This window comes from Stenotrophomonas sp. GL_111 (genome assembly GCF_057835245.1).
In genome coordinates this window covers 1981529-2005380 of sequence record NZ_CM174421.1, presented here as the reverse complement: position 1 = coordinate 2005380, position 23852 = coordinate 1981529, and the positions used below count along the sequence as shown (strand labels likewise).

17 protein-coding genes are annotated in these 23852 nt (G+C 66.4%); 7 read left to right on the top strand and 10 right to left on the bottom strand.

What is annotated here, in order from left to right; translation table 11 throughout:
• Positions 1 to 107: 107 nt before the first annotated feature.
• The 3 genes from acnB to AC3IPM_RS09205 are packed head-to-tail and all read right to left on the bottom strand — an operon-like array spanning position 108 to position 3371.
• Positions 108 to 2693: a bifunctional aconitate hydratase 2/2-methylisocitrate dehydratase gene (gene acnB, locus AC3IPM_RS09215; protein WP_489303685.1), complete on the bottom strand. Its 2586-nt coding sequence runs from the start codon at positions 2691 to 2693 to the stop codon at positions 108 to 110.
• Positions 2694 to 2740: 47 nt separating this feature from the next.
• Entirely contained in the window at positions 2741 to 3139 is a 399-nt protein-coding gene (locus AC3IPM_RS09210; protein ID WP_489303683.1) for a type II toxin-antitoxin system VapC family toxin, read from the bottom strand.
• Between the two features lie 7 nt (positions 3140 to 3146).
• Positions 3147 to 3371: an AbrB/MazE/SpoVT family DNA-binding domain-containing protein gene (locus AC3IPM_RS09205; protein WP_079221776.1), complete on the bottom strand. Its 225-nt coding sequence runs from the start codon at positions 3369 to 3371 to the stop codon at positions 3147 to 3149.
• Positions 3372 to 3567: 196 nt separating this feature from the next.
• Here AC3IPM_RS09205 and bamE point away from each other — a divergent pair, with 196 nt between their 5' ends.
• Together bamE and acnA are read left to right on the top strand one after the other, a co-directional pair.
• Positions 3568 to 3948 (top strand): outer membrane protein assembly factor BamE domain-containing protein, encoded by a 381-nt coding sequence (gene bamE / locus AC3IPM_RS09200; RefSeq protein WP_489303681.1) that lies wholly within the window; start codon positions 3568 to 3570, stop codon positions 3946 to 3948.
• A gap of 269 nt (positions 3949 to 4217) precedes the next feature.
• A complete protein-coding gene (gene acnA / locus AC3IPM_RS09195; protein WP_489303679.1) occupies positions 4218 to 6971 on the top strand; it encodes an aconitate hydratase AcnA in 2754 nt (917 codons plus the stop codon).
• A 73-nt stretch (positions 6972 to 7044) separates the two neighbouring features.
• Here acnA and AC3IPM_RS09190 read toward each other — a convergent pair whose 3' ends face one another.
• Positions 7045 to 7491 carry a hypothetical protein gene (locus tag AC3IPM_RS09190; protein ID WP_489303677.1) on the bottom strand — a complete coding sequence of 149 codons (447 nt, stop codon included), beginning with the start codon at positions 7489 to 7491 and terminating at the stop codon, positions 7045 to 7047.
• 177 nt (positions 7492 to 7668) lie between these two features.
• Between AC3IPM_RS09190 and AC3IPM_RS09185 the strand changes: the two genes are divergently transcribed.
• From AC3IPM_RS09185 to rpfF, 4 genes are all read left to right on the top strand, one after another.
• Positions 7669 to 8040 carry a type II toxin-antitoxin system Phd/YefM family antitoxin gene (locus AC3IPM_RS09185; protein ID WP_489303676.1) on the top strand — a complete coding sequence of 124 codons (372 nt, stop codon included), beginning with the start codon at positions 7669 to 7671 and terminating at the stop codon, positions 8038 to 8040.
• Complete coding sequence (locus AC3IPM_RS09180) at positions 8040 to 8702, top strand: ATPase (protein WP_489303674.1); 663 nt, start codon at positions 8040 to 8042, stop codon at positions 8700 to 8702. Before AC3IPM_RS09185 ends, AC3IPM_RS09180 begins: the two co-directional genes overlap by 1 nt.
• 187 nt (positions 8703 to 8889) lie before the next feature.
• Entirely contained in the window at positions 8890 to 10566 is a 1677-nt protein-coding gene (locus tag AC3IPM_RS09175) for a long-chain fatty acid--CoA ligase (RefSeq protein WP_489303672.1), read from the top strand.
• Positions 10567 to 10774: 208 nt separating this feature from the next.
• A complete protein-coding gene (gene rpfF / locus AC3IPM_RS09170) occupies positions 10775 to 11644 on the top strand; it encodes a diffusible signal factor synthase RpfF (RefSeq protein WP_489303670.1) in 870 nt (289 codons plus the stop codon).
• Between the two features lie 13 nt (positions 11645 to 11657).
• Here rpfF and AC3IPM_RS09165 read toward each other — a convergent pair whose 3' ends face one another.
• The 6 genes from AC3IPM_RS09165 to AC3IPM_RS09140 all read right to left on the bottom strand — a co-directional run bounded on the left by AC3IPM_RS09165 (position 11658) and on the right by AC3IPM_RS09140 (position 22498).
• Entirely contained in the window at positions 11658 to 14402 is a 2745-nt protein-coding gene (locus AC3IPM_RS09165) for a response regulator (RefSeq protein WP_489303668.1), read from the bottom strand.
• Between the two features lies 1 nt (position 14403).
• Positions 14404 to 15543: a cyclic di-GMP phosphodiesterase response regulator RpfG gene (gene rpfG / locus AC3IPM_RS09160; protein ID WP_489303666.1), complete on the bottom strand. Its 1140-nt coding sequence runs from the start codon at positions 15541 to 15543 to the stop codon at positions 14404 to 14406.
• A 198-nt stretch (positions 15544 to 15741) separates the two neighbouring features.
• A complete protein-coding gene (gene lysS / locus AC3IPM_RS09155) occupies positions 15742 to 17259 on the bottom strand; it encodes a lysine--tRNA ligase (protein ID WP_489303664.1) in 1518 nt (505 codons plus the stop codon).
• A 123-nt stretch (positions 17260 to 17382) separates the two neighbouring features.
• A protein-coding gene (gene prfB / locus AC3IPM_RS09150; RefSeq protein WP_489303662.1) for a peptide chain release factor 2 occupies positions 17383 to 18508 on the bottom strand; the annotation gives its coding sequence in 2 pieces (ribosomal slippage) (positions 17383 to 18432 and positions 18434 to 18508; 1125 coding nt in all).
• A 42-nt stretch (positions 18509 to 18550) separates the two neighbouring features.
• The gene (locus AC3IPM_RS09145; RefSeq protein WP_489303660.1) at positions 18551 to 19474 is read right to left on the bottom strand and encodes a LytTR family DNA-binding domain-containing protein; all 924 of its coding nucleotides are present in this window, start codon (positions 19472 to 19474) and stop codon (positions 18551 to 18553) included.
• A gap of 96 nt (positions 19475 to 19570) precedes the next feature.
• Positions 19571 to 22498: a DUF2135 domain-containing protein gene (locus AC3IPM_RS09140; protein ID WP_489303658.1), complete on the bottom strand. Its 2928-nt coding sequence runs from the start codon at positions 22496 to 22498 to the stop codon at positions 19571 to 19573.
• Between the two features lie 135 nt (positions 22499 to 22633).
• Between AC3IPM_RS09140 and AC3IPM_RS09135 the strand changes: the two genes are divergently transcribed.
• Positions 22634 to 23683 carry a DUF1176 domain-containing protein gene (locus tag AC3IPM_RS09135; RefSeq protein ID WP_489303656.1) on the top strand — a complete coding sequence of 350 codons (1050 nt, stop codon included), beginning with the start codon at positions 22634 to 22636 and terminating at the stop codon, positions 23681 to 23683.
• The last annotated feature ends 169 nt before the right edge of the window (positions 23684 to 23852 follow it).

The following is a 23852-nucleotide window of genomic DNA, read 5'->3' as shown; positions in this document are numbered from 1 at the left end:
AAACGTTGCCACGCATGGCGTGGCACTACCCTCAAACAAAAACCCCCGGCTTTCACCGGGGGTTTCCTGTTGCAACGAGGTGCCGGCCAGCGGCCGGCACTACCGCATCAGGCGGCGACCGTCTTGGCCACGTCCTGGTAGTCCTCGATCTGGTCGAAGTTCATGTAACGGTAGATCTCCTTGCTGCTGGCATCGAGCACGCCGATGTCGGCCATGTACTCTTCCTTGGTCGGGATGCGACCCAGACGCGAGCAGATCGCGGCCAGTTCGGCCGAACCCAGGTACACGTTGGAGTTGCGGCCCAGACGGTTCGGGAAGTTGCGGGTCGAGGTGGAGAACACCGTCGCGCCCTCGCGCACCTGTGCCTGGTTGCCCATGCACAGCGAGCAGCCCGGCATTTCCATGCGTGCGCCAGCGGTGCCGAAGGTGCCGTAGTGGCCTTCCTTGGTCAGCTCGGAGGCATCCATCTTGGTCGGCGGGGCGACCCACAGCTTGGTCGGAATGTCGCGCTTGCCTTCCAGCAGCTTGGCCGCCGCACGGAAGTGACCGATGTTGGTCATGCACGAACCGATGAACACTTCATCGATGGCCGCACCGGCCACGTCGGACAGCGTCTTGACGTCGTCCGGGTCGTTCGGGCACGCCACGATCGGCTCGTGGATGTCGGCCAGGTCGATCTCGATCACCGCGGCGTACTCGGCATCGGCATCGCCTTCCAGCAGTTCCGGGTTGGCCAGCCACGCTTCCATCTTCTCGATGCGGCGTGCCAGCGAACGTGCGTCCTGGTAGCCCTCGGCGATCATCCACTTCAGCAGCGTGATGTTGCTGGTGAGGTACTCAATGATCGGTTCCTTGTTGAGGTGCACCGAGCAACCGGCCGCCGAACGCTCGGCCGAGGCATCGGACAGCTCGAAAGCCTGTTCGACCTTGAGGTCCGGCAAGCCTTCGATTTCCAGGATGCGACCGGAGAAGATGTTCTTCTTGCCCGCCTTGGCCACGGTCAGCAGACCGGACTTGATCGCATACAGCGGGATCGCGTTGACCAGGTCACGCAGGGTCACGCCCGGCTGCATCTTGCCCTTGAAGCGGACCAGCACCGATTCGGGCATGTCCAGCGGCATCACGCCGGTGGCGGCCGCGAAGGCGACCAGGCCCGAACCGGCCGGGAACGAAATGCCCACCGGGAAACGGGTGTGCGAGTCGCCGCCGGTGCCGACGGTGTCGGGCAGCAGCATGCGGTTGAGCCAGCTGTGGATCACGCCGTCGCCCGGGCGCAGCGAGATGCCGCCGCGGGTGGAGATGAATTCCGGCAGGGTGTGGTGGGTCTTGACGTCCACCGGCTTCGGGTACGCGGCGGTGTGGCAGAACGACTGCATCACCAGGTCGGCCGAGAAGCCCAGGCAGGCCAGGTCCTTCAGCTCGTCACGGGTCATCGGGCCGGTGGTGTCCTGCGAGCCCACCGAGGTCATCTTCGGTTCGCAGTAGGTGCCCGGGCGCATGCCCTGGCCTTCGGCCAGGCCACAGGCGCGGCCGACCATCTTCTGCGCCAGCGAGAAGCCCTTGCCGGTGTCCGGCGGGTCCATCGGCAGGCGGAACAGATCGGTCGGGGCCAGGCCCAGCGCTTCGCGCGCCTTGGCGGTCAGGCCACGGCCGATGATCAGCGGAATGCGGCCACCGGCACGCACTTCGTCGAACAGCACGTCGGACTTCACCTTGAACTCGGCAATCACCGCGCCGTCCTTCAGGGCCTTGCCGTCGTACGGACGCAGCTCGACCACGTCGCCCATGTTCATCTGGGTCACGTCGAGTTCGATCGGCAGCGCGCCGGCGTCTTCCATGGTGTTGTAGAAGATCGGGGCGATCTTCGAACCCAGGCACACGCCGCCGAAGCGCTTGTTCGGAATGAACGGAATGTCTTCGCCGGTGAACCACAGCACCGAGTTGGTGGCCGACTTGCGGCTGGAACCGGTACCGACCACATCGCCAACGTAGGCGACCAGATGGCCCTTGTCCTTCAGCGATTCGAGGAACTTGATCGGGCCGCGCTTGCCGTCTTCTTCCGGCTCGATGCCATCACGCTTGTTCTTCAGCATCGCCAGGGCGTGCAGCGGGATGTCCGGGCGGGTGGTGGCGTCCGGGGCCGGCGACAGGTCGTCGGTGTTGGTTTCGCCGGTCACCTTGAGCACGGTGATGGTCAGGCTTTCCGGCACTTCCGGACGGCTGGTGAACCATTCGGCATCGGCCCAGCTCTGCAGCACGCCCTGGGCGTTGGCATTGCCGGCCTTGGCCTTTTCCTGCACATCGTGGAAGGCGTCGAACACCAGCAGGGTCTTCTTCAGCGCATCGGCGGCGATCGCGCCCACGGCCGCGTCGTCCAGCAGCTGCACCAGCGGGGCCACGTTGTAACCACCGAGCATGGTGCCCAGCAATTCGGTGGCGCGCTCACGGCTGATCAGCACATTGGTTTCGCTGCCGAAGGCGATCGCGGCCAGGTAGGAGGCCTTGACCTTGGCGGCGTCATCCACGCCGGCCGGCACGCGATGGGTCAGCAGCTCGAGCAGGAACTCGGCTTCGCCGGCGGGCGGGTTCTTCAGCAGTTCGATGACGTCGGCCGTCTGCTGGGCGCTCAGCGGCAGCGGCGGGATGCCAAGCGCGGCGCGCTCGGCTACGTGGTGGCGGTAGGCTTCCAACATGACAACTCCCGGGTAATTCTTTGAAGAATGCGGTTTAAAGAGTGGGCTCAGGCGTGCGGCACGATCAGCTTCAGGCCCTTGAAGTAGTCGCGGTAAAACTTGTCGTTCCAGGTGATCAGCCCATCGCATTGCAGCAGTGCGTGCGAGCCGACCATGAAATCATCCAGGCCGCGGCGGTCGTTGCCGCGCTGGCGATGACGGCGGTGCATCTCACCGGCCCGCAGTGCCGACTTGGCTTCCAGCGGGCTGAAATGGATGCCCATTTCCTCCAGCGCTTCCTGCACTTCGGCACCGCCGCGCAACGAGGCGCAGATTTCGGCCAGGGTCACCCCACAGATCACCACGCGGCCCCCTACCAGGCTTTGGCGCAGGCAGGCTTCTACCGCGTCGGCCTGGGGGCCGTTGCTGAGCAGTTCGATCAGGACCGGGGAATCGACGGCGATCATGTCGCGCTCATTCCTCGTCGCGGACCGCGCGGACCGCGGCCTCGGCCGAATCGAAACCGTCCAGCGCGAACTTGCCGCGGGCGCGCGAGATCGCATCGTCCACGCTCTTGCGCAGGATGATGCGGCTGCCGTCGAGCTCAACCTTCAGCTGGGTGCCCTTGGTCAGGCCGAGCGCATCCCGGACGGCCTTGGGCAGGGTGATCTGCCCGCGTTCAGCAACGGTGGCTTCCATGGGGTACGCCTCAAAAAGTATGCATGAATTGTACGTACTTCCGCCCGGCCGGGCAAATCGCGGATTCTGTGACCGGCCGCGCCCCTGCCCCGCCCTCCCACGGGCTAGACTGAATGAGCGGCAACCGCTGTCGCCCGGAGCAGGACGCCCCGATGGCCGTCCTCCCGACTCATCGACCAGAAAAGGAACTCTCCCGATGCGCCGCTACGCCCTCGCCCTGCTTCTCGCCGCCCCGCTCGCCCTGTCCGCACCGGCCGCGCACGCCTTCAACCCGTTCGGCGCCTATGTCACCGGCACCGAGATCACCCAGAAGCAGATGGATGCGGCGGTGATCGGCAAGACCACCCAGCAGCAGGTCAGCGAGGCCTTCGGCGCGCCGAACCGCCGCGAACAGCTGGGCGATACCCAGGTCTGGTACTACGACTTCACCAAGATCAAGAGCTTCGGCAAGAACATCAACGAGTCCACCGTGTTCGAGTTCGGCAAGAACGGCGTGCTCACCGCCAAGTCCAAGAGCAACGGTGGCGGCGGTGCCAAGACCGGCAACCCGCTCATCGATGCCGCCAACGGCAAGTAACCCCTGCGCGGCGCGCACCGCCGCCGCCGCAATGCACCACCACGGGGCGCCTCAGGGCGCCCCGTTTGCGTACCGGCCCCCGGAAACACAGCGATGACATCCACGCTACATACGCCTGTGTAACCTTGCGTCCTGCGCCAGGCCGGTCTTGGAGCGGCGCCGGATCGCGCATACTTGAGCCGATCCGGTGCCCCAGGGCCACCGGCAAACGCAAGCAGGCCTGCTTCGGGCGGGCCAACGCAAGCCATCCGCAAGAGGAGTCACCCCGCATGAGCGATTCGTTCTCCACCCGCAGCCAGCTGGACGTCGGCGGCAAGGCCTACGACTACTTCAGCCTGCCCAAGCTCGGACAGCAGTTCGACATCTCCCACCTGCCCTATTCGATGAAGATCCTGCTGGAGAACCTGCTCCGGCATGAGGATGGCGGCATCACGGTCGGCAAGGACCACATCGAAGCGGTGGCCAAGTGGGACCCGAAGGCCGAACCGGACATCGAGATCGCCTTCATGCCGGCCCGCGTGGTGCTGCAGGACTTCACCGGCGTGCCCTGCGTGGTCGACCTGGCCGCGATGCGCGATGCGGTGGTCAAACTCGGCGGCCGCCCGGAACAGATCAACCCGCAGATCCCCTCCGAACTGGTGATCGACCACTCGGTGCAGGTCGACGTGTTCGGCACCCCGGATGCGCTGGACCTCAACGGCAAGATCGAATTCCAGCGCAACCAGGAACGCTACGGTTTCCTGCGCTGGGGCCAGAAGGCCTTCGACAACTTCAAGGTGGTGCCGCCCAACACCGGCATCGTGCACCAGGTGAACCTGGAGAACCTGGCGCGGGTGGTGATGACCGCTGACAAGAATGGTACGGCCGTGGCCTATCCGGACACCGTGTTCGGCACCGACAGCCACACCACCATGATCAATGGCATCGGCGTGCTCGGCTGGGGCGTGGGTGGCATCGAAGCCGAAGCGGCGATGCTCGGCCAGCCGTCCTCGATGCTGATCCCGCAGGTGGTCGGTTTCAAGCTCATCGGCAAGCTGCCCGAAGGCGCCACCGCCACCGATCTGGTGCTGACCGTCACCCAGATGCTGCGCAAGCACGGGGTGGTGGGCAAGTTCGTCGAGTTCTTCGGCGAAGGCCTGCAGCACCTGCCGCTGGCCGACCGCGCCACGATCGGCAACATGGCCCCGGAATACGGTGCCACCTGCGGCATCTTCCCGATCGATCACGAATCGCTGAACTACCTGCGCCTGTCCGGCCGCAGTGAAGAGCAGATCGCGCTGGTGGAAACCTATGCCAAGGCCCAGGGCCTGTGGCACGACGCACGGACCGCGCATGCCAGCTACAGCGCCACGCTGGAACTGGACATGGGCCAGGTCAAGCCGTCGCTGGCCGGCCCCAAGCGTCCGCAGGACCGTGTGCTGCTGGAAGACGTCAAGCAGAATTACCGCGACAACCTCGGCGGGCTCACCACCAACCGCGACAAGCGCAACGAAGACGTCGCCAAGTTCGTCAACGAAGGCGGCGGCGCGGCAGTGGGCAACGAGCAGCTGGCCAAGGGCTATGCCGACATCGACATGGACGGCACGCGCTTCCGCCTGAAGGATGGCGCGGTGGTGATTGCCGCCATCACATCCTGCACCAACACCTCCAACCCGGCGGTGATGATCGGTGCCGGCCTGCTCGCCCGCAATGCGGCCGCCAAGGGCCTGGACCGCAAGCCGTGGGTGAAGACCTCGCTCGGCCCGGGCTCGCGTGTGGTCACCGATTATCTCGAGAAGGCCGGTGTGTTGACCGAACTGGAGAAGATCGGTTTCTACGTGGTCGGCTACGGCTGCACTACCTGTATCGGCAACTCGGGTCCGCTGCCCACCGAAGTCAGCGCCGGCATCGCCAGCGGCGACCTGGTGGTGACCTCGGTGCTGTCGGGCAACCGCAACTTCGAGGGCCGCGTGCACCCCGAAGTGAAGATGAACTACCTGGCCAGCCCGCCACTGGTGGTGGCCTATGCCATCGCCGGCACCACCGACATCGACCTGACCACCGAACCGCTGGGCAACGACCCGGACGGCAAGCCGGTCTACCTGCGCGACATCTGGCCGAGCAACAAGGAAATCGGCGACGTCATCGCCGCCACCATCGGGCCGGAGATGTTCAAGCAGAACTACGCCGACGTGTTCAAGGGCGATACCCGCTGGAACACCATCCAGTCGCCCGATGGCGACCTGTATGCGTGGGACGCCAGCTCGACCTACATCAAGAACCCGCCCTACTTCGACGGCATGACCATGCAGGTCGGCCACATCGAAGACGTGCACGGCGCGCGGGTGATGGGCCTGTTCGGTGACTCGATCACCACCGACCACATCTCCCCGGCCGGCAATATCAAGAAGGACTCCCCCGCAGGCCGTTTCCTGCAGGAGCACGGCGTGCAGCCGGCCGACTTCAACAGCTACGGCAGCCGTCGCGGCAACGATGACGTGATGGTACGCGGCACCTTCGCCAACATCCGCATCAAGAACCTGATGTTCGGTGGCGAAGAAGGCGGCAACACGCTGTACTTCCCGCACGACGGTGGCGAGCCGCAGAAGCTGGCCATCTACGATGCGGCCATGAAGTACAAGGCCGAAGGCGTGCCGCTGGTGGTGTTCGCCGGCAAGGAATACGGCACCGGCTCGTCGCGCGACTGGGCCGCCAAGGGCACCAACCTGCTCGGCGTCAAGGCGGTGATGGCCGAGAGCTTCGAGCGCATCCACCGCTCCAACCTGGTCGGCATGGGCGTGCTGCCGCTGCAGTTCAAGGCCGGCGAGAACGCGCAGAGCCTGGGCCTGGACGGCTCGGAAGTGATCGACATCGGCGGCCTGCAGGACGGTGCCAGCAAGACCGCCACCGTCACCGCGACCAAGGCCGATGGCACCAGTAAGTCGTTCGAGGCGCACGTGATGCTGCTGACCCCGAAGGAAGTGGAGTACTTCAAGCACGGCGGCCTGCTGCAGTACGTGCTGCGCCAGCTCGCCGGCAAGTAACACCCCGGCATCGGCTGCCACCTGCGCCCCCTCACGGCACCGTCGTGAGGGGGCGTTTTCACATCCGCTCCGGTCAGGGGCGCACGCTGTACAGATGCCATGGCGAAGACGACGCGCCTTCGTCCATGATCAGGGCGCTCAATCCCTGCTCCATCACCGTTTCGCCATCCACCGCACCGGTGTTGAGCACGCTCACCACCATCTCGAACGCCGCATGTGGCGCCTGCCCGATGCGCGAGCACACCACGCCGCGGTCCTCGTAATGCACCCGGCCTTCAAAACCCTCTCCGCAGGTCGCCGCGACAAACCGGTAGCCGCGGTCGAGATCACTGCCCGGCATCAGCGCATGGGCCGCATAGGACACGCGCCCCGCCCCGCCGGCATAGGCCGGCACCGCTACCCGGAACTGCCCGCTCTCGCCCGGCGCCAACACCGGGAAATCCAGCTGGACCATGGGTGGCGGCGCGGCCAGAACCGGTGCCGTGGCCGTCAGAAGCAACAAATACAACACCTTACGCATGACCTGAAGACTCCTATGAACGTCTTCACAGTCTGTCCGGCTGCGGCCGCAGGGAACCTCGGAACCGGACGAAATCCTGCCGAACCGCCTTCACATGGCTTAATTTCCTATTTTTCCCAATATGGCTATTGCCTACCTTTTGGACTAGGCTGGTTCCACCCCCGTGGAGCGACCGCCATGCTGCATGCCCTCAAGTTCGACCCGATCACCGAACTGACCCGCACCACCGCCTCGTCGGTCAAGGAGCACTGGCGCAAGGTCATGCAGGACGTGCGCGAGCGCCAGATGGTGCTGGTCACCAACCACAACGAACCGCAGGCGGTGATCATCTCCGCCGAGCAGTACCAGGCCCTGCAGGAACAGGTCGTCGACCTGCAGCGCAACCTGGCCTCGCTGCGCGAACAGAACCCGGCCCTGCAGCAGTTGCGCGACAGCTTCGATGCACGCCTGTCCAGCCTGGACGGTGCGGCGGCGGGCGAGCAGGCACGTGCGCTGCTGCGCAAGCCGGCGCAGCTGAAGGGCAAGGTCCAGGCCGGCACCGGCTACTGATGGCGGCGCGCCCGTTCCTGTTCGTGCTGGCCGGGGTAAACGGCGCCGGCAAGAGCTCCATCGGTGGCCACCTGCTGCGCGAAGCCGGGCTGGACTGGTTCAACCCGGACAGCTGGGCACGGCAACTGCGCAGCGAGCTGCACATGGGCCAGGCCGAGGCCAATGGCCACGCCTGGGCCGAAGGCTTCCAGCGGTTGAAGAGCGCCATCGGCGAACGCCGCAACCATGCCTTCGAAACCACCCTGGGCGGCAACTCCATCACCGCCACACTGGCCAACGCCACCGCCAGCCACGATGTGCTGGTGTGGTACTGCGGGCTGGCCTCGCCGGAACAGCACATCGCCCGGGTCCAGGCACGCGTGCAGGCCGGCGGCCACCCGATCGATGAAGCCGACATCCGCCGCCGTTATCCACTGGCCTTGCAGAACCTGATCACCCTGATGCCACGACTGGCCCAGTTGCAGGTCTACGACAACAGCGTGGACGTCGCTCCCGGCGAGGCCGTCGCCGACCCGCAGCTGCTGCTGCAGATGGAGGTCGGCCAGCTCGCCTGGCCTGCCCCTGACGATGCCGAGCAGCTGCGCATCACCCCGCGCTGGGCGATACCCCTGATGGAAGCCGCCCTGCAGTGCAACGAATCCACGCGGCGCAGGCAGCCCTGATGCAGCACGCGGTGAACCGCTTGCGACAGCCTGTGTCGCCATCACCCAGCAGCGCCTATGCACCGCCTGCACGGCACATTCACCGGGCCTTCGCGTTTTCCATTCGGAACGGTATGCTGCCAAGGCATGAACTGGCGGATACTCTCCGTCATCGCACCATTTCATCCACGATTCCTGGAGGGGGAATATGAGTCTGGAACGTCCCTGGCTGCAGAGCTATCCCGCCGGCGTACCTGCCGAGATCGACGTCAACGAGTTCCATTCGGTCTCCGCCGTGTTCGATACCTCGGTGGCCAAGTACCGCGACCGTCCCGCCTATTCCAGCTTCGGCAAGGTGCTGACCTACGGCGAAACCGATGCCTTGGTCGAGCAGTTCGCCGCCTACCTGCTGGGTGAGCTGCAACTCAAGAAGGGCGACCGCGTCGCCCTGATGATGCCCAACTGCCTGCAGTACCCGGTGGCCACCTTCGGCGTGTTGCGCGCCGGCCTCACCGTGGTCAACGTCAACCCGCTGTACACCGCGCGTGAGCTCAAGCACCAGCTGGTCGATTCCGGCGCCGCGGTACTGGTGGTGGTCGACAACTTCGGTGACACCGTGCAGCAGGTCATCGCCGATACGCCGCTCAAGCAGGTGATCACCACCGGCCTGGGCGACATGCTCGGCGCCAAGGGCGTACTGGTGAACTTCGTGCTGAAGTACATCAAGAAGATGGTGCCCAACTACAGCATCCGCGGCGCGGTGCGCTTCAACCAGGCGCTGAAGCTGGGCAGCCGCCACACCCTGCCGAAGGTGGAGATCGACCACGACGACGTCGCCTTCCTGCAGTACACCGGCGGCACCACCGGCGTGGCCAAGGGGGCGATGCTGACCAACCGCAACCTGATCGCCAACATGCAGCAGGCCTCGGCCTGGTTGTCCACCTCGGGGATCGAGCCGGGCAAGGAGGTGATCATCACCGCCCTGCCGCTGTATCACATCTTCGCGTTGACGGCCAACGGCCTGGTCTTCATGAAGTTCGGCGGCTGCAACTACCTGATCACCAATCCGCGCGACATGAAGGGCTTCGTCAAGGAGCTCAAGAACAACCACTTCACCGCGATCACCGGCGTCAACACGCTGTTCAACGGCCTGCTCAACACGCCCGGTTTCGAGGAGATCGATTTCTCCACGGTGAAGTTCACCCTCGGCGGCGGCATGGCCGTGCAGCGGGCGGTGGCCGAGCGCTGGAAGAAGGCCACCGGGGTCACCCTGGTGGAGGCCTACGGCCTGACCGAAACCTCGCCGGCGGCCTGCATCAATCCGCTCAACCTGGCCGAGTACAACGGCGCGATCGGCCTGCCGATTCCGTCCACCGACGCCTGCGTGAAGGATGACGACGGCAAGATCCTGGCCACCGGCGAAGTCGGTGAGCTCTGCATCAAGGGTCCGCAGGTGATGAAGGGCTACTGGCAGCGCCCGGACGAAACCGCCCAGGCGATCGATGCCGACGGCTGGCTGCACACCGGCGACATGGCGCGCATGGATGAACAGGGCTTCTTCTACATCGTGGACCGCAAGAAGGACATGATCCTGGTGTCCGGCTTCAACGTGTATCCCAACGAAGTCGAAGACGTCATCGCGATGATGCCCGGGGTACTGGAAGTGGCCGCGGTCGGGGTCCCGGACGAAAAGTCCGGCGAGGTGGTCAAGGTGGTCATCGTCAAAAAGGACCCCAACCTGACCGTCGAACAGGTCAAGGAACACGCCCGGGCCAACCTGACCGGCTACAAGCACCCCAGAATCGTCGAATTCCGAAAAGAGCTGCCGAAGACCAACGTCGGCAAGATTCTGCGCCGCGAACTCCGCGACAGCCCCGCCCCGTAAGGGTTTGCGGGGATCGGGTGAAGACTGGGCCCCTGCCGGCAACGGCGGGGGCCTTTGCATTGGGGCCCTGCCGGGGCCGGGGCCGAGACGACCGCTTGCGGGCGGTTCACACCGCGCGCATAGAATCACTCGCCGCCGCACGTTCCGCTCGCCCCCTTCATTCTCCGTCCGCATTGCGGTCGGCCGGACGGTCTTACGGAGAACTCCCATGTCTGCAGTCCATCCCTTTGCCCCTCGCCCGCAGCTGCACCCGACCCTGCGCATCACGGAGGAGCTCCAGCGCGACGTGTACTGGATCCACATGCACGCCAATCTGGTCGACCAGCCCGGTCGCCCCTGCTTCGCCTCGCGCCTGGTGGACGATATCGTGGGCTACCAGCGCGAACTCGGCGAACGTCTGAGCATTTCCCATGCGCTGTCCCCGCATGTGGTGCTGGCCTCGGACAGTGATGTATTCAACCTCGGCGGCGATCTGGAATTGTTCTGCCGCCTGATCCGTGAAGGCGACCGGGCCCGCCTACTCGACTACGCCCAGCGCTGCGTGCGCGGGGTGCACGCCTTCCATGCCGGGCTCGGTGTGCGTGCCCACAGCATCGCCCTGGTCCAGGGCAATGCACTGGGTGGCGGCTTCGAGGCGGCCTTGAGCTGCCACACCATCGTGGCCGAGGAAGGCGTGCTGATGGGTCTGCCGGAGGTGCTGTTCGACCTGTTCCCCGGCATGGGCGCGTACTCGTTCATGTGCCAACGGATCAGCCCGCGCCTGGCCGAGAAAATCATGCTCGAAGGCAATCTGTACACCGCCCGCCAGCTGCACGAGATGGGCCTGGTCGACGTGGTGGTGCCGGTTGGCGAAGGCGTGGCCGCGGTCGAGCAGGTGATCAAGGACAGCCGGCGCATTCCGCACGCCTGGGCGGCCATGCGCGAAGTGTCGGAGGTGTCCAGCATGGTGCCGCTGCACGAGATGATGCGGATCACCGAAATCTGGGTCGATACGGCGATGCAACTGGGGGAAAAGTCGTTGCGGACCATGGATCGGCTGGTCCGCGCGCAGGGACGGCGCAACGCCGACGCTTCCTGATTTCCCGCCGTGATCAGGAAGGCGTGCGCTCGCCGCCGTCGTGCTGCCGCAGGGCAACAGCACGGGCGTCGAGCGCTTTCCTGCCCTGGCGCAGCGCATTGACGAGGTTGGAGACACGGAGGCTCCACTCGGCCTTGAGCTGCCAGTCGGGCATCCGCATCAGTTCACCGCCGCCGATGGCCACCTGCACCAGTCCCAGGTTGCTGGCCACGCCGCGCAGCGCGTGGGCGTGTTCGCGCAACGCCTCCCAGCCCTGGCTTTCACCGGCCTGCTGGATCTGCACCATGCACGCATCCACATCGCTCAGGCACTGGGCGATGAACTGCTGCTCGAACGTATCGCCCATGCCCAACGCGGCCAGTTCATCGAGCACCGCTGGATCCAGCGCCCCCGTCCCGACCGGCACGGCGGCGACCGACTGGATACCCGCCTCCGGCCGGATATTGGCGGCAACATCGGCCAGGATGTCCAGCAATCGCGTGGCCACCACCGGCTTGGCCAGGAACGCACGCGCCCCGGCCTGCTCGCAGCGCAGGATGGATTCGGGGGTGACATCGGCACTGAGCACCATCACCGGGAGGTAAGGCATCCCGCTGGCCTGCATCACCCGCAGTTGTTTCAGCAGATCCAGCCCACTCATGCCCGGCATGTGCAGGTCGACGATCGCCGTGTCGAAATCCGATTGTTCGAGCATGTCCAGTACCTGCTCGCCGCCGTTGACGCAGAACACCTTGTGCCCGGCTTTCTCCAGCAGGCGCTGCAGCACCATGCGATTGGCCTCGTGGTCGTCGGCCACCAGCACGCGCAGGCTGCGAACCCGCGCGCGATGGCGCAGGAACGGATTGGAGAAGGCGATGACATTACCGCCCTCGGCCGGCTCGGCACCCAGCGCCGGGGTCAACGCCACGTCCAGCGCGATTTCCACCCAGAACACACTGCCGCGCGGAATGTTGGCGGCGTAGCCGATGCGTCCGCCCATCGATTCGACCAGACCCTTGGCGATCGAGGTGCCCAGGCCGGTGCCTTCATGGCGACGGGCCAGGCCGACATCGGCCTGCTCGAAGGCATCGAACAGGCGCTCACGCAGCGCGGCTGGCACGCCGATACCGCTGTCGAGGATCTCGAAACGCAGCGTCACCCGTTCACCGCCCTGCCCGCCCAGCAACGACACATGCAGGTGTACGAAGCCGTCGTCGGTGAACTTCACCGCGTTGCCCATCAGGTTCAGCAGGATCTGCTGCAGGTGGCCCGCATCGCCATACAGGCGCGGCGGCACATGCTCGTCCACCTGGACCCGGTACTCCAGCGCCTTGCTGCGCGCCTGCGGGGTCAGGATCAGGTTGATCGCCTGCAGCACGTCGGCGAGCGCGAACTCATGGTGCTCCACGCGCACCTTGCCGGCCTCGATCGCCGAGATGTCCAGCACCTCTTCCACCAGCGCCAGCAGACTGCGCGCGGAGGCCTGGATGGTGTTCAGGCACTCACGCTGTTCCTCGTCCAGGCGGGTGGTGGCCAGCACCTCGGTCATCCCGGCCAGGCCGTTGAGCGGGGTACGGAACTCATGGCTCATGTTGGCCAGGAAGCGGCTCTTGGCCTCGTTGGCCTGGCGCGCCTCGGCCACCGCACGGGTCAGGGCGTGCAGCAGCGAATCGAAGTACAGCGGAATCGCGCCCAGGCCCAGCAGCAGGCCCCAACCCAGGTAACTGTGCTGCTGCCAGTAGGGCGACAGCGTGACCGTGGACAGGAACGCCAGGCAGCCCATCGCCGTGGCCACGCGCAGGTAGGTACTGCCGTAGCGCATGCCGTTGCCGATGGTCACCCACAGGCACACCGCATACAGCGGCGCGGCCGGCTCGCCCTGGATGGTCATGATCACGCCCATGCAGGAGTAGTCGGTGAGCATGCCGATCACCCGCCGCACGTGCGACACGCCGGGGCGGATCAGGATGCCGACCAGCAGGCCGGCCGAGATGGTCAGCTCGAAGGCCAGGATCAGCCAGGTGGCCAGCAGCGTGTCGCCGTCGGTCTCCAGGTAGCGCCAGCCCAGGTAGATGATGAACAGCGAAGTGATCGCGATGCGGATCAGGTTCTGCGCGTGCTCGCTGTCCGGCCGGCCGGACAGGCGCTGCTTGAACCGGGCCAGCAGGCTGCCCTTGCCGCCGCTGCCAGCGGCACCGACGGCGGGGGCACGGTGGTCATGTCCGGTGTTGTTCATGGTCGGGACTCGCGTACGTCGGCGCAGCAGGGTCGAGGCGAACATCGGCACCACTGCCAGGCCCAGCCACAGGAAGAATGCCAGCCTGGCGTTGTCCATCCAGTACGGTGTCATCAGCACGGTGGTGCCGAAACTGAGCATGGCCAGCACGATGGCGCCAACCAGGTAGTGGTTACCGTAGCGCAGCCCGTTGCCCACCGTCACCCACATCACCACCGCGTACACCCAGGCCAGCGGTTCGCCCATCTGGATCATGCCGACCGTGATCAGCCCATAATCGGCCAGCATCCCCAGTATGCGCCGCGGGTGCGAGCGCTGCGGCTGCCACAGCAGCCAGCCGAACAGCAGCAGCGCGTAGCCCAACCCGACCAGCGTCGTGGTCAGCACGCCTTCGTACTGCTCCAGCAGGTGGTTGCGCGCGCCGGTCAGCAGCACATAGACCAGGATCAGCGAGATCAACGCCACCCGCACGACCACCTGGCCGTGCTCGGAATCCGGACGTTGCACCAGCCGACGCTTCAGTCGCAGGTACAGGGACGACATGTTACGTGCCCGGTCGGGACGAGGCGGTCGAATGCTGGGCGCAGATCGCCTCAAGCTGCTCGCGCCCACGCAGCAGCGCATCCACGCAGCGGGGGTCGAACAGGCGCCCACGCTGGGCATACAGGTACGCCAGGCTGGCTTCCATCGTCCATGCTTCCTTGTACGGTCGTGGTGAAATCAAGGCGTCGAACACATCGGCAACCGCGACGATCCGCGCTTCCAGCGGGATCGCATCGCCGATCAGGCCATCGGGATACCCGCTGCCGTCGTAACGCTCATGGTGGCGCAGCGCGATCAACGCGCCGACCTGGATGAAACGGTTCTGGCTGCCACTGAGCAGCTCATAGCCGATCCGCGGATGCCGGCGCATGATCGCCAGCTCTTCCTCGTTGAGCTTGCCCTGCTTGAGCAGCACCGCATCGGGAATGGCGATCTTGCCCATGTCATGCAGCGGGGCGGCCATCTCGATCAGCTTGACCTCTTCCTCGGGCAGGCCCAGCTGCTCGGCCACCAGCCCGGCCACGTGGGCCATGCGTTCGAGGTAGGCACTGGTGCCGGCGTCACGGAACTCGATCGCACGCGCCAACCGCGACAGCGTCTCGCGCTCGCGTTCTTCCACCTCATGCATGCTCGCCAGCAACCGTTGTTCCAGCGACAGCGCGCGTTGCTTGACGTTCTCCGACTGCTGGCGCAGCTGCAACAGGTTGTAGCAGCGCGCGCGCAGTTCGCGCGGGCGGATCGGCTTGACCAGGAAATCGATGACGCCCGCTTCCAGCGCGGCCTGACGGATCGGCTCGTCGCCGACCACGGTGATCAGGATCACCGGGATGTCGCGATGCTTGGGCAACCGACGGAAGCGGCGGGCGAACTCCAGCCCATCCATTTCCGGCATGCGGTAATCGAGCAGCAGCAGGTCGACCGGATGCGATTCGCACCAGGCCAGGGCGGTGAGCGGGTCGCCGAAATCATGCACGCTCAGTTCCGGCGCGATGTCTTCGATGACATGCCGCAGCATGGTGCGCGCCGACGTCTGATCGTCAACGATGACAATATTCAAGGCTGCTTCCGCCGTCTTCCTGGACCACACTGGAACATGCGTTGGAGAGGATACTCCGCCGCTCTGCACACTGGCACCTTGCATCCGTCGCCTCCCGACATGATCGCCCCGGTTCATGATCGTGGTCACAGTGTGATGCGGGTGTCACGCCGCCCGCCCTGCCCGATCATGGTCCGTGGCCATCCCGCCATTGCTGCTATGGCCACGCGGAAACCATACGCGCGCGGCCACGGGAGCGGAACCCCGTCCGGGTGGCCTGTGCCAGGCACCCGGACGTACGTCTCAGTTTTCCGGGCGCATGTAGGGGAACAGCAGCACGTCACGGATCGAGCTGCTGCCGGTCAGCAGCATCACCAGCCGGTCCACGCCGATGCCCAGGCCGCCGGTCGGGGCCATACCGTACTCCAGCGCACGGATGTAATCGGCGTCGTAGTGCATGGCCTCGTCATCGCCACCTTCCTTGGCCGTGACCTGGGCCTGGAAGCGCGCCGCCTGGTCTTCCGGGTCGTTCAACTCGGAGAAGCCGTTGGCCAGCTCCTTGCCGTTGACGAACAGCTCGAAGCGGTCGGTATAGCCGGGCTGGTCGTCGTTGGCGCGGGCCAGCGGCGACACCTCGACCGGGTGGTCGGTGATGAAGGTCGGCTGGATCAGGGTGTGTTCGACCGTCGCCTCGAAGATCTCCAGCAGCAGCTTGCCCCAGCCGTACGACGGCTTGATGCGGATCTTCAAGCGCTCGCAATGGCGGAGCAGCGCGTCGCGGTCGGTGCAGTCGGCCAGGCTGATCTCCGGGTTGTGGTGGCGCACCGCCTCGTCCATGCGCCAGCGGCGGAACGCCGGGCCCAGGTCGATCTTCGCCCCGTCCCACTCCACTTCGGTGGTGCCCAGCACCTGGCTGGCCACATCGCGGATCACGCCTTCGGTCAGGTCCATCACTTCGTTGTACGTGGCATACGCCTCGTACAGTTCCATCATGGTGAATTCCGGATTGTGGCGGGTGCTCACGCCTTCATTGCGGAAGTTGCGGTTGATCTCGTAGACGCGTTCCAGGCCACCCACGACCAGGCGCTTGAGGTACAGCTCCGGGGCCACGCGCAGGTACAGGTCCAGGTCCAGCGCATTGTGGTGGGTGGTGAACGGCTTGGCCGCGGCGCCACCGGGGATGTAATGCATCATCGGCGTTTCGACTTCCAGGAAGTCGCGGTTGTCCAGCCACGCGCGCATCGCGCGGATGATGCGCGAGCGCTTGATGAAGACCTCGCGCGACTCCGGGGTCACGATCAGGTCGACATAGCGCTGGCGGTAGCGCTGCTCGACGTCGGCCAGGCCATGCCACTTGTCCGGCAGCGGGCGCAGCGACTTGGTCAGCAGGCGGATGCTGGTGGCCTTGACCGACAGCTCGCCGGTCTTGGTGCGGGTCAGGCCGCCTTCCACGGCGATGATGTCGCCCACGTCCCAGCCCTTGAAGGCGGTGTAGGTATCGCCCAGGGTGCTGCCCTGCAGAAACAGCTGGATGCGGCCGGATTCGTCCTGGATCTGGGCGAAGCTGGCCTTGCCCATCACGCGCTTGGCCATCAGGCGGCCAGCCATCCTGACCTGGCGGTCGGCGGCTTCCAGCGCTTCGGCGGTCCACGTTTCGGCGTCGGCGAATTCGGCCTGCAGGCTGCCGGCGAAATGTTCACGGCGGAAATCGTTCGGGTAGGCGATGCCCTGCCCGCGCAGCGCCGTCAGTTTCGCGCGGCGCTCGGCGATGAGGCTGTTCTCGTCGACGGGGGGCTGCGGCGCGTGGGTCTGATCGTTCATGGCGTGGGTCTATGTATGGGGGGAGGTACGTGCCCCGCCATCATGCCGATGACCGGGGCGGATTGCGAAACCGGGCGCGGCCCGGGCACAACGGGTCGGGGCCGCGCGCGGCGGCCCCGAGCGTCAGGCGTCGATGCGTTTGGCACCCACCGCGAGGCCGGACTTGAGGCTGGCTTCGACGAATTCGTCGAGGTCGCCATCCAGCACCTTCTGGGTGTCCGAGCGTTCGATGCCGGTGCGCAGGTCCTTGATACGGCTCTGGTCGAGCACGTAGTTGCGGATCTGGCTGCCCCAGCCGATGTCGGACTTGGTGGCCTCCACTGCGTCGCGTTCTGCGTTGCGCTTCTGGATTTCCAGCTCATAGAGCTTGGCGGCCAGCATCTTCATCGCGTTGTCGCGGTTCTGGTGCTGGCTGCGGCCGGTCTGGCAGGCCACGACCGTGTTGGTCGGAATGTGCGTGATACGCACCGCCGACTCGGTCTTGTTGACGTGCTGGCCACCGGCACCGGAGGAGCGGTACACGTCGGTACGCAGGTCGGCCGGGTTGATGTCGATTTCAATGTTGTCATCGACTTCTGGCGACACGAACACCGAGGTGAAGCTGGTGTGGCGGCGGTTGTCCGAGTCGAACGGCGACTTGCGCACCAGGCGGTGCACGCCGGTTTCGGTCTTCAGCCAGCCATAGGCGTAATCGCCTTCCACGCGCAGCGTGGCCGACTTGATGCCGGCGACGTCGCCGCCGCTGACTTCCATCAGCTCGGTCTTCCAGCCGCGCGATTCGCACCAGCGCAGGTACATGCGCAGCAGGATTTCGGCCCAGTCCTGGGCTTCGGTGCCGCCGGCACCGGCCTGGATGTCCACGAAGGCCGGGGCGTTGTCCATCTGGCCGGAGAACATGCGCTGGAATTCCAGCTGTTCAACGTGCTTCTGGTACTTGTCCAGATCGGCGACCACGGCCAGCGCGGTGTCTTCGTCCTGTTCGGACTCGGCCAGCTCCAGCAGTTCGCCGGATTCGGCCAGACCGTCGAGGATGGTGGCGATGCCGCCCACGGTCTTTTCCAGGTTGGCGCGTTCGCGGCCCAGATTCTGGGCGTACTCGGCGTTGTTCCAGATGTCAGGGTTTTCCAGTTCCCGGGTTACTTCTTCCAGACGCTCTTTCTTGGCGTCGTAGTCAAAGATACCCCCTGAGCGAGAGCACGCGATCGGTGAGATCGGTGATTCGCTGGCGCACGGGATTGAGCTCGATCATATCGGCGGTTTTGAAGGCTTGGGACAAGACCACAAGTGTAACTTAGAGCGCCCGTTCATGTAGATGGACCTGGGCCTGGACGGTGCCCACGCCGCCGCCCTGGCCCAGTGCCGCACGCAGCCCCGGCAGCTGCCGGCGGCTGCACGGCAGCACCGTGGCATCGGCCAGATGCACCCTCGCCTCGCCACTGTCCAGCGGCTCGATGGAGACCAGGCAGGCCAGGTTGAGCACGTAGCTGCGGTGGATCCGCACGAACCGGGCCGGGTCCAGCCGGGCCTCCAGCGCGGCCATGGTGCTGCGCAGGGGGTAGTCGTGGCCGCGCACATGCAGGTTCATGTAGTTGCCGGCCGCCTGGGCGTATTCGATGTCGGCGGTGGCCACCAGGAAATCACGGCCCAGCTTGCGCACCAGGAAGCGCTCGGGGCGGTCCACCGGTTCTTCCGGCGGCGCATCCTCCGGTGCGGCCAGCAGGTGCGCCTCGCCCTGGCGGCGACGTCCGAACCAGCTGAAGAAGTGCTCGATCGCCACCAGACTGAAGAACGCGCGCACGTCCTTGAGGTATTCGTAGAGCAGCCGCGTGGCCCAGGCGGAGCCGTCCACGTAGTGCTCGCCCAGGCTGGCATAGGCCAGATGGCGCAGCCCCATCATCCCCGCCACGTGCAGCAGCGACCAGCCCACGCTGGCCAGCAGGTACAGCGGCAGCCGGCGCTTCCAGGTATCGGCATGCAGCGGCCAGCGCTGGCAGCCCCACCACAGCAGCGGCAGGGTCAGCAGGATCATGCCGGCGCTGCTCAACTCCCAGATCAGCGGCTGCCACAGCGCCAGGCCCTCGCCGCGGCGGCTGGCGTCCATCACCTCGACGAAGGCATTGGCCACCCCGCTGCCCAGCAGGATCGCCGCCCAGACCAGAAGACGGGTGGCGGGACGCCAGCGGGTGGGTGTGGCCTTGGCCATTGCGGGGTCCATCGAAAGGGCCGGTCAGGATGCTCTGGAGTGATGATGGTAGCCGCCCCATTGGTCACGGGGCGGCTACCACTCGTCACATTCCTACGAGGAAACGCGTCAGCGCACCTCGAACTCCCCCACCAGCACCGTATCGGCACGATCCTTCAGGCGCATGGTCACCTGCTGGTCGCGCTGCTTGCCGGTGCCCCAATGCGTGCTCAGGCGCAGGCTCAAGGTGGTGGCACCGGTGACCAGCTGCTCGCGGCTGCCGAAGAAATTGGCTTCCACCTTGTAGGTACCCGACTTGGCATCACGCAGCGAGAACTGCTCCGGGCCGTAGCCGCCGGTGAAGTCCTGCGACATCTGCCCGCCCTGGTAGGTCAGGCGGTTGCCGTAGTACGCGCGCTCGCCGTTGGGATCGGTCACCCACAGGTCCATGTCGCTGTTGTCGCTGTCCCAGCTGAGCACCACACGCAGGTCCAGCGGCATCGACTTGAGCAGGCGCTTGTCGATTGCACCGGCATCGAGCCGCTCACGTGCGACCAGCGTGTTCAACTCATCCAGCGTGATCAACGCGATGCCATCGAAGCGACTGTCCCAGGGCCGCACCACCACTTCGTACAGCGACTGCAGCGCCGCCTGCGGTTGGCCGCTGGCTTCCAGTGCCAGGCCCAGGTCGCGGAAGCTCTGCGGCTCTTCCTCACCCATCGCCAGCACGTCGCGGAACACCGGCACCGCCAGTGCCGGGGCACCGGCCTGCATCAACCGGTAGCCCAGCACACGCAGCACGTGGCGGTTTTCCAGCTGCATCTCGGCCAGGTTGGACAGCACCCGCAGCGCCAGGTCGCGCTGGCCCTTTTCCAGCAGCAGGTCGGCCACGTCCAGATAGAACGCGCTGCTGTCGGCATGCTCGGTGCGCTCGGACAGATACAGCGGATACAGCTGCGCTGCAGGGGCCGCACGCAGGCGACGGGCATAGGCCGAATCCGGTGCCCACGGCGCCAACGTCACCGCGATGCTGCCCGCGTTGGTCTTGCTGCCGGTGGTCTGGACCGAATCCAATTCGGTGCGGGCGCGACGGGCCAGCGCCATCGGTGCGGGGGCCCCGGCCGCGGCGGGCGGTGCCGGGGCGGCCACAATGTCATTCGCGCGCGCCTCGGCGTACTCGACCATTTCGCCCACGGCCATCGGCGCGGCGGGTGCGGCCACCGGCATGGCCTTGGTCGGTGCCGATACGTCTTTCGGCGGGGCCGTCTTCGGGAAGCGGGTGTTCCACCAGCGCTGGCGCTCGGTGAACTGCCGCGCCACCTGGTCCAGGCGCTGGCGGCGCAGCTGTGCGTCATCCTCCAGCCGCACCGCATGCAGGCGATCGTAGTCGGCGCGCAACGGTGCGGGTGGACGGATGCCGTAGCGCAGGTAGTCGTCCAGGGTCTCCAGCACCAGCAGCGAAGTATCGGCACTGACCAGCCCGAAGCGCTGCGACAGCCCGCGCAGCGCGGCGGCATTGCCGACCGGGTCGGCGTCCCACTGGGCGCGCATCGCGTTGGCCCAGGCATGTGCGACCAGGCCACCGTCCAGCGCGCGGGCGCGGGCAACAGATACGCGTTGCTCGCTGGTGCGGCCATCGGGCAGGCGCAGGGTCAGCGTGACCTCACCGTCATCACGCTGGACCCGGCCGAGCACGCGCAGCCAGCCTTGATTGACGCTGCTGGCATCAGCCACCAGCTGGTCAACGCCGCGCCCCTGCAGGCCGGTCACTTCGGCCGGCTGTTGCAGCAGCAGCGGCAGCACCGCGTCCACCTCGGCCGCAGAGGACAGCTGCAGCAACTGCCCATGGTGCGCCGACGTCCATGCGCGCAGGCGCGGCGCATCGGTGCGCGCACCGGCCGCGCTCAATGCATACAGGCGCTGGCCGGCGGCGAGTGCGGGCAAGGTCCGCGCGCCATAGTTGGCCAGGCCATCGCTCACCAGCAGGTATTCGCCGATATCGGCGCGGGGCGTCCAGGCACCCAGCGCGCTGGCGCCGTCCAGCGGCAACGCCGCCAGGTGCGCCCGCAGCGCGCTCCAGTCGCCGCCGCGCAGGCGGAACTCACGCGCCGGTTCGGCGCGGTCGCGCAGCACGGTCAGCTGCACCGTACCCTCGCCGATCGCCCGGAAGTAGCGGTCCAGCACGGCCAATTCGGCGGCACGGTCGCGTTGCCGGGCCGAGCCGGAGGCATCCCAGAGCAGGCCGACGCGCTTGGGCAGCACACGCGGGGCCGAGGTTGCCGGGACCGGGATCTGCGCGAGCACGAAGCGCTCGCCGTCCTGCAGGCCGGTCACCGTATCGGCCTGGCGGACCTGCGGCAGCAGCAGTTGCGCCAGCTGTGGCAGCGCATCACCGCGTCCTTCCCAGTGCGCCTGATGCAGGCCATCACGCGATTCAAACCGCCACGGCGTTCCCGCCGCCACCACCGGAACCCCGGTGCCGCTGGCCTGCAGCTGCACCGTGACCTGCGCGGCCCCGCGGGCGAACTGCAGCGGCAGCTGCCAGCGCAGGCCCTTGGCCTCCACGGCCAGCGTGTCACGGAAGGTCAGCACCACCCGACGGCTGCCGTGGGCAGGAATCGGATACACGCGCAGGCGGAACTGGTTGCCGGCGGTCTGCTCCAGCAAGCCCGGGTCGACCCGACGCCGCTCGATCGCCTCGAACACCTGGCGGCCCTGCGCCTTGGCAACGGGCACCGCGTCGCGCAGCACGCCGTTGATGTCCAGCGCGAAGCCGGCCACCTGCTGACCGTCGGCCAACGGGAAGGCGAGCTGGCCTTCGAGCAGGCGCGCGTTCGGGTTGAAGAACTCCATCTCGACCCGGGTCTCGCCCAGCCCGGCTACCACCCGGCTGTCCAGCGTCACCCGCCGCAGCTGCACCGGCACCTCGGCGCCGGCCACCTGCAGCAACGGTTCGAACGGCATCGGGCGCGGCGGCGAGCGCGCATCCGCGGCCCCGGCCTGCAGCCCCATCCACAGCATGCCGAGCATGCCGATCCTGTGCAGTGCGCTTTGCATGTGACGCTCCTCATCCGATGACAGCAGGTTGAACGGGCGATGCGGGGAAATGGGGTTGAGCCGGTGCAAGGCTTGGCGCGGGACCTCGCCTGGGCGCAAGATGCCTGCCCCGCCGCTTCACTACAAGGATGTGCGATGTCCCTGCGTTCGCTGCTGCCGCTGTTGCTGCTGGCCCCGCTCCTGCCGGCCCAGGCCGCCGCTCCCGTGACCGGCTTGTCCTTCACCCACAACGACTGGACCCTGGCCTGCGACAACACGCGCACCTGCCGCGCGGCGGGCTATCAGGCCGATGAGGGCGACAACCTGCCGGTGTCGGTGTTGCTGACCCGCCGTGGCGGACCGGACCAGCCGATCCGCGCCGAGTTGATGCTCGGCCAGTACGATGAAACCACCCTGCCCAAGCGCCTGACGCTGGAGATCGACGGCAGCCGCCTTGGCGCCCTGGATTACAGCGCCGAGAGCGGTACCACCACGCTGTCAGCCCCACAGGTGGCTGCGCTGCTGAAGTCGCTGACCCGCGACAGTACGATCGTGGCGGTCGGCGATGATGGCCGGCGCTGGACACTGTCTGACAGCGGCGCCTCGGCGGTGCTGCTGAAAATGGATGAGTTCCAGGGCCGGCTCGGCACGCCGGGCGCGGTGATGCGCAAGGGCAGCCGCCCCGAAAGTTCCGTGCTGCCCGCGCTGCCGGTACCGGTGGTGACGCTGGCGAAGATTCCGGCCACACGTGCCACCGATACCGCGCTGGCGCAGTCGCCCGCGCTGCGCGCGGCGATCACCGCCGTCACCACGGAGGACGATTGCGACGCGCTGGACCCCAGCGGCAGGCTGGCCGAGGACGGCCCGCAGGAAATGAACGTGCAGCGCCTGAGTGCGGACAAGCTGCTGGTTTCAATGATCTGCTGGCGTGGTGCGTACAACGAAGGTGCCGGCTACTGGGTGGTCAACGACCGTGCGCCCTACCAGCCCAAGTTGGTCACCACCCTGGGCGGCGATGACGACGGCCGCACCATCAGCGCCGCCAACAAGGGCCGCGGCCTGGGCGATTGCTGGTCCACCCACAGCTGGGGCTGGGATGGCAAACACTTCGTGGTTACTGCCGATGCGACCAGCGGCCTGTGTCGGCTGGTCGCTGCCGGCGGTGCGTGGGAGATGCCGACGTTGGTGACGGAGGTGCGGGAGTAGGAGACCTGCCAGCGCACCACTTGGGGTTGCGTTATGGAGTCGCAGTTCCGGGAAGCGGGTCCCACGGACCGGTGAAATTATTGTTAGGATCGGGCGACGGGAGCGTGAACGTTAACCCTTAACGGCCACGATCTGCTCTGCCGTGTGGCAGAGATTCAACATAAAACTC

Coding starts and splice junctions, on each gene's coding strand:
- AC3IPM_RS09190 (WP_489303677.1), bottom strand. CDS start 7,491: ATGCGTAAGGTGTTGTATTTGTTGCTTCTGACGGCCACGGCACCGGTT.
- rpfF (WP_489303670.1), top strand. CDS start 10,775: ATGTCTGCAGTCCATCCCTTTGCCCCTCGCCCGCAGCTGCACCCGACC.
- AC3IPM_RS09205 (WP_079221776.1), bottom strand. CDS start 3,371: ATGGAAGCCACCGTTGCTGAACGCGGGCAGATCACCCTGCCCAAGGCC.
- bamE (WP_489303681.1), top strand. CDS start 3,568: ATGCGCCGCTACGCCCTCGCCCTGCTTCTCGCCGCCCCGCTCGCCCTG.
- AC3IPM_RS09145 (WP_489303660.1), bottom strand. CDS start 19,474: ATGGACCCCGCAATGGCCAAGGCCACACCCACCCGCTGGCGTCCCGCC.
- AC3IPM_RS09165 (WP_489303668.1), bottom strand. CDS start 14,402: ATGTCGTCCCTGTACCTGCGACTGAAGCGTCGGCTGGTGCAACGTCCG.
- AC3IPM_RS09175 (WP_489303672.1), top strand. CDS start 8,890: ATGAGTCTGGAACGTCCCTGGCTGCAGAGCTATCCCGCCGGCGTACCT.
- acnA (WP_489303679.1), top strand. CDS start 4,218: ATGAGCGATTCGTTCTCCACCCGCAGCCAGCTGGACGTCGGCGGCAAG.
- rpfG (WP_489303666.1), bottom strand. CDS start 15,543: ATGCAAGGTGCCAGTGTGCAGAGCGGCGGAGTATCCTCTCCAACGCAT.
- AC3IPM_RS09185 (WP_489303676.1), top strand. CDS start 7,669: ATGCTGCATGCCCTCAAGTTCGACCCGATCACCGAACTGACCCGCACC.
- AC3IPM_RS09135 (WP_489303656.1), top strand. CDS start 22,634: ATGTCCCTGCGTTCGCTGCTGCCGCTGTTGCTGCTGGCCCCGCTCCTG.
- acnB (WP_489303685.1), bottom strand. CDS start 2,693: ATGTTGGAAGCCTACCGCCACCACGTAGCCGAGCGCGCCGCGCTTGGC.
- AC3IPM_RS09210 (WP_489303683.1), bottom strand. CDS start 3,139: ATGATCGCCGTCGATTCCCCGGTCCTGATCGAACTGCTCAGCAACGGC.
- AC3IPM_RS09180 (WP_489303674.1), top strand. CDS start 8,040: ATGGCGGCGCGCCCGTTCCTGTTCGTGCTGGCCGGGGTAAACGGCGCC.
- lysS (WP_489303664.1), bottom strand. CDS start 17,259: ATGAACGATCAGACCCACGCGCCGCAGCCCCCCGTCGACGAGAACAGC.
- AC3IPM_RS09140 (WP_489303658.1), bottom strand. CDS start 22,498: ATGCAAAGCGCACTGCACAGGATCGGCATGCTCGGCATGCTGTGGATG.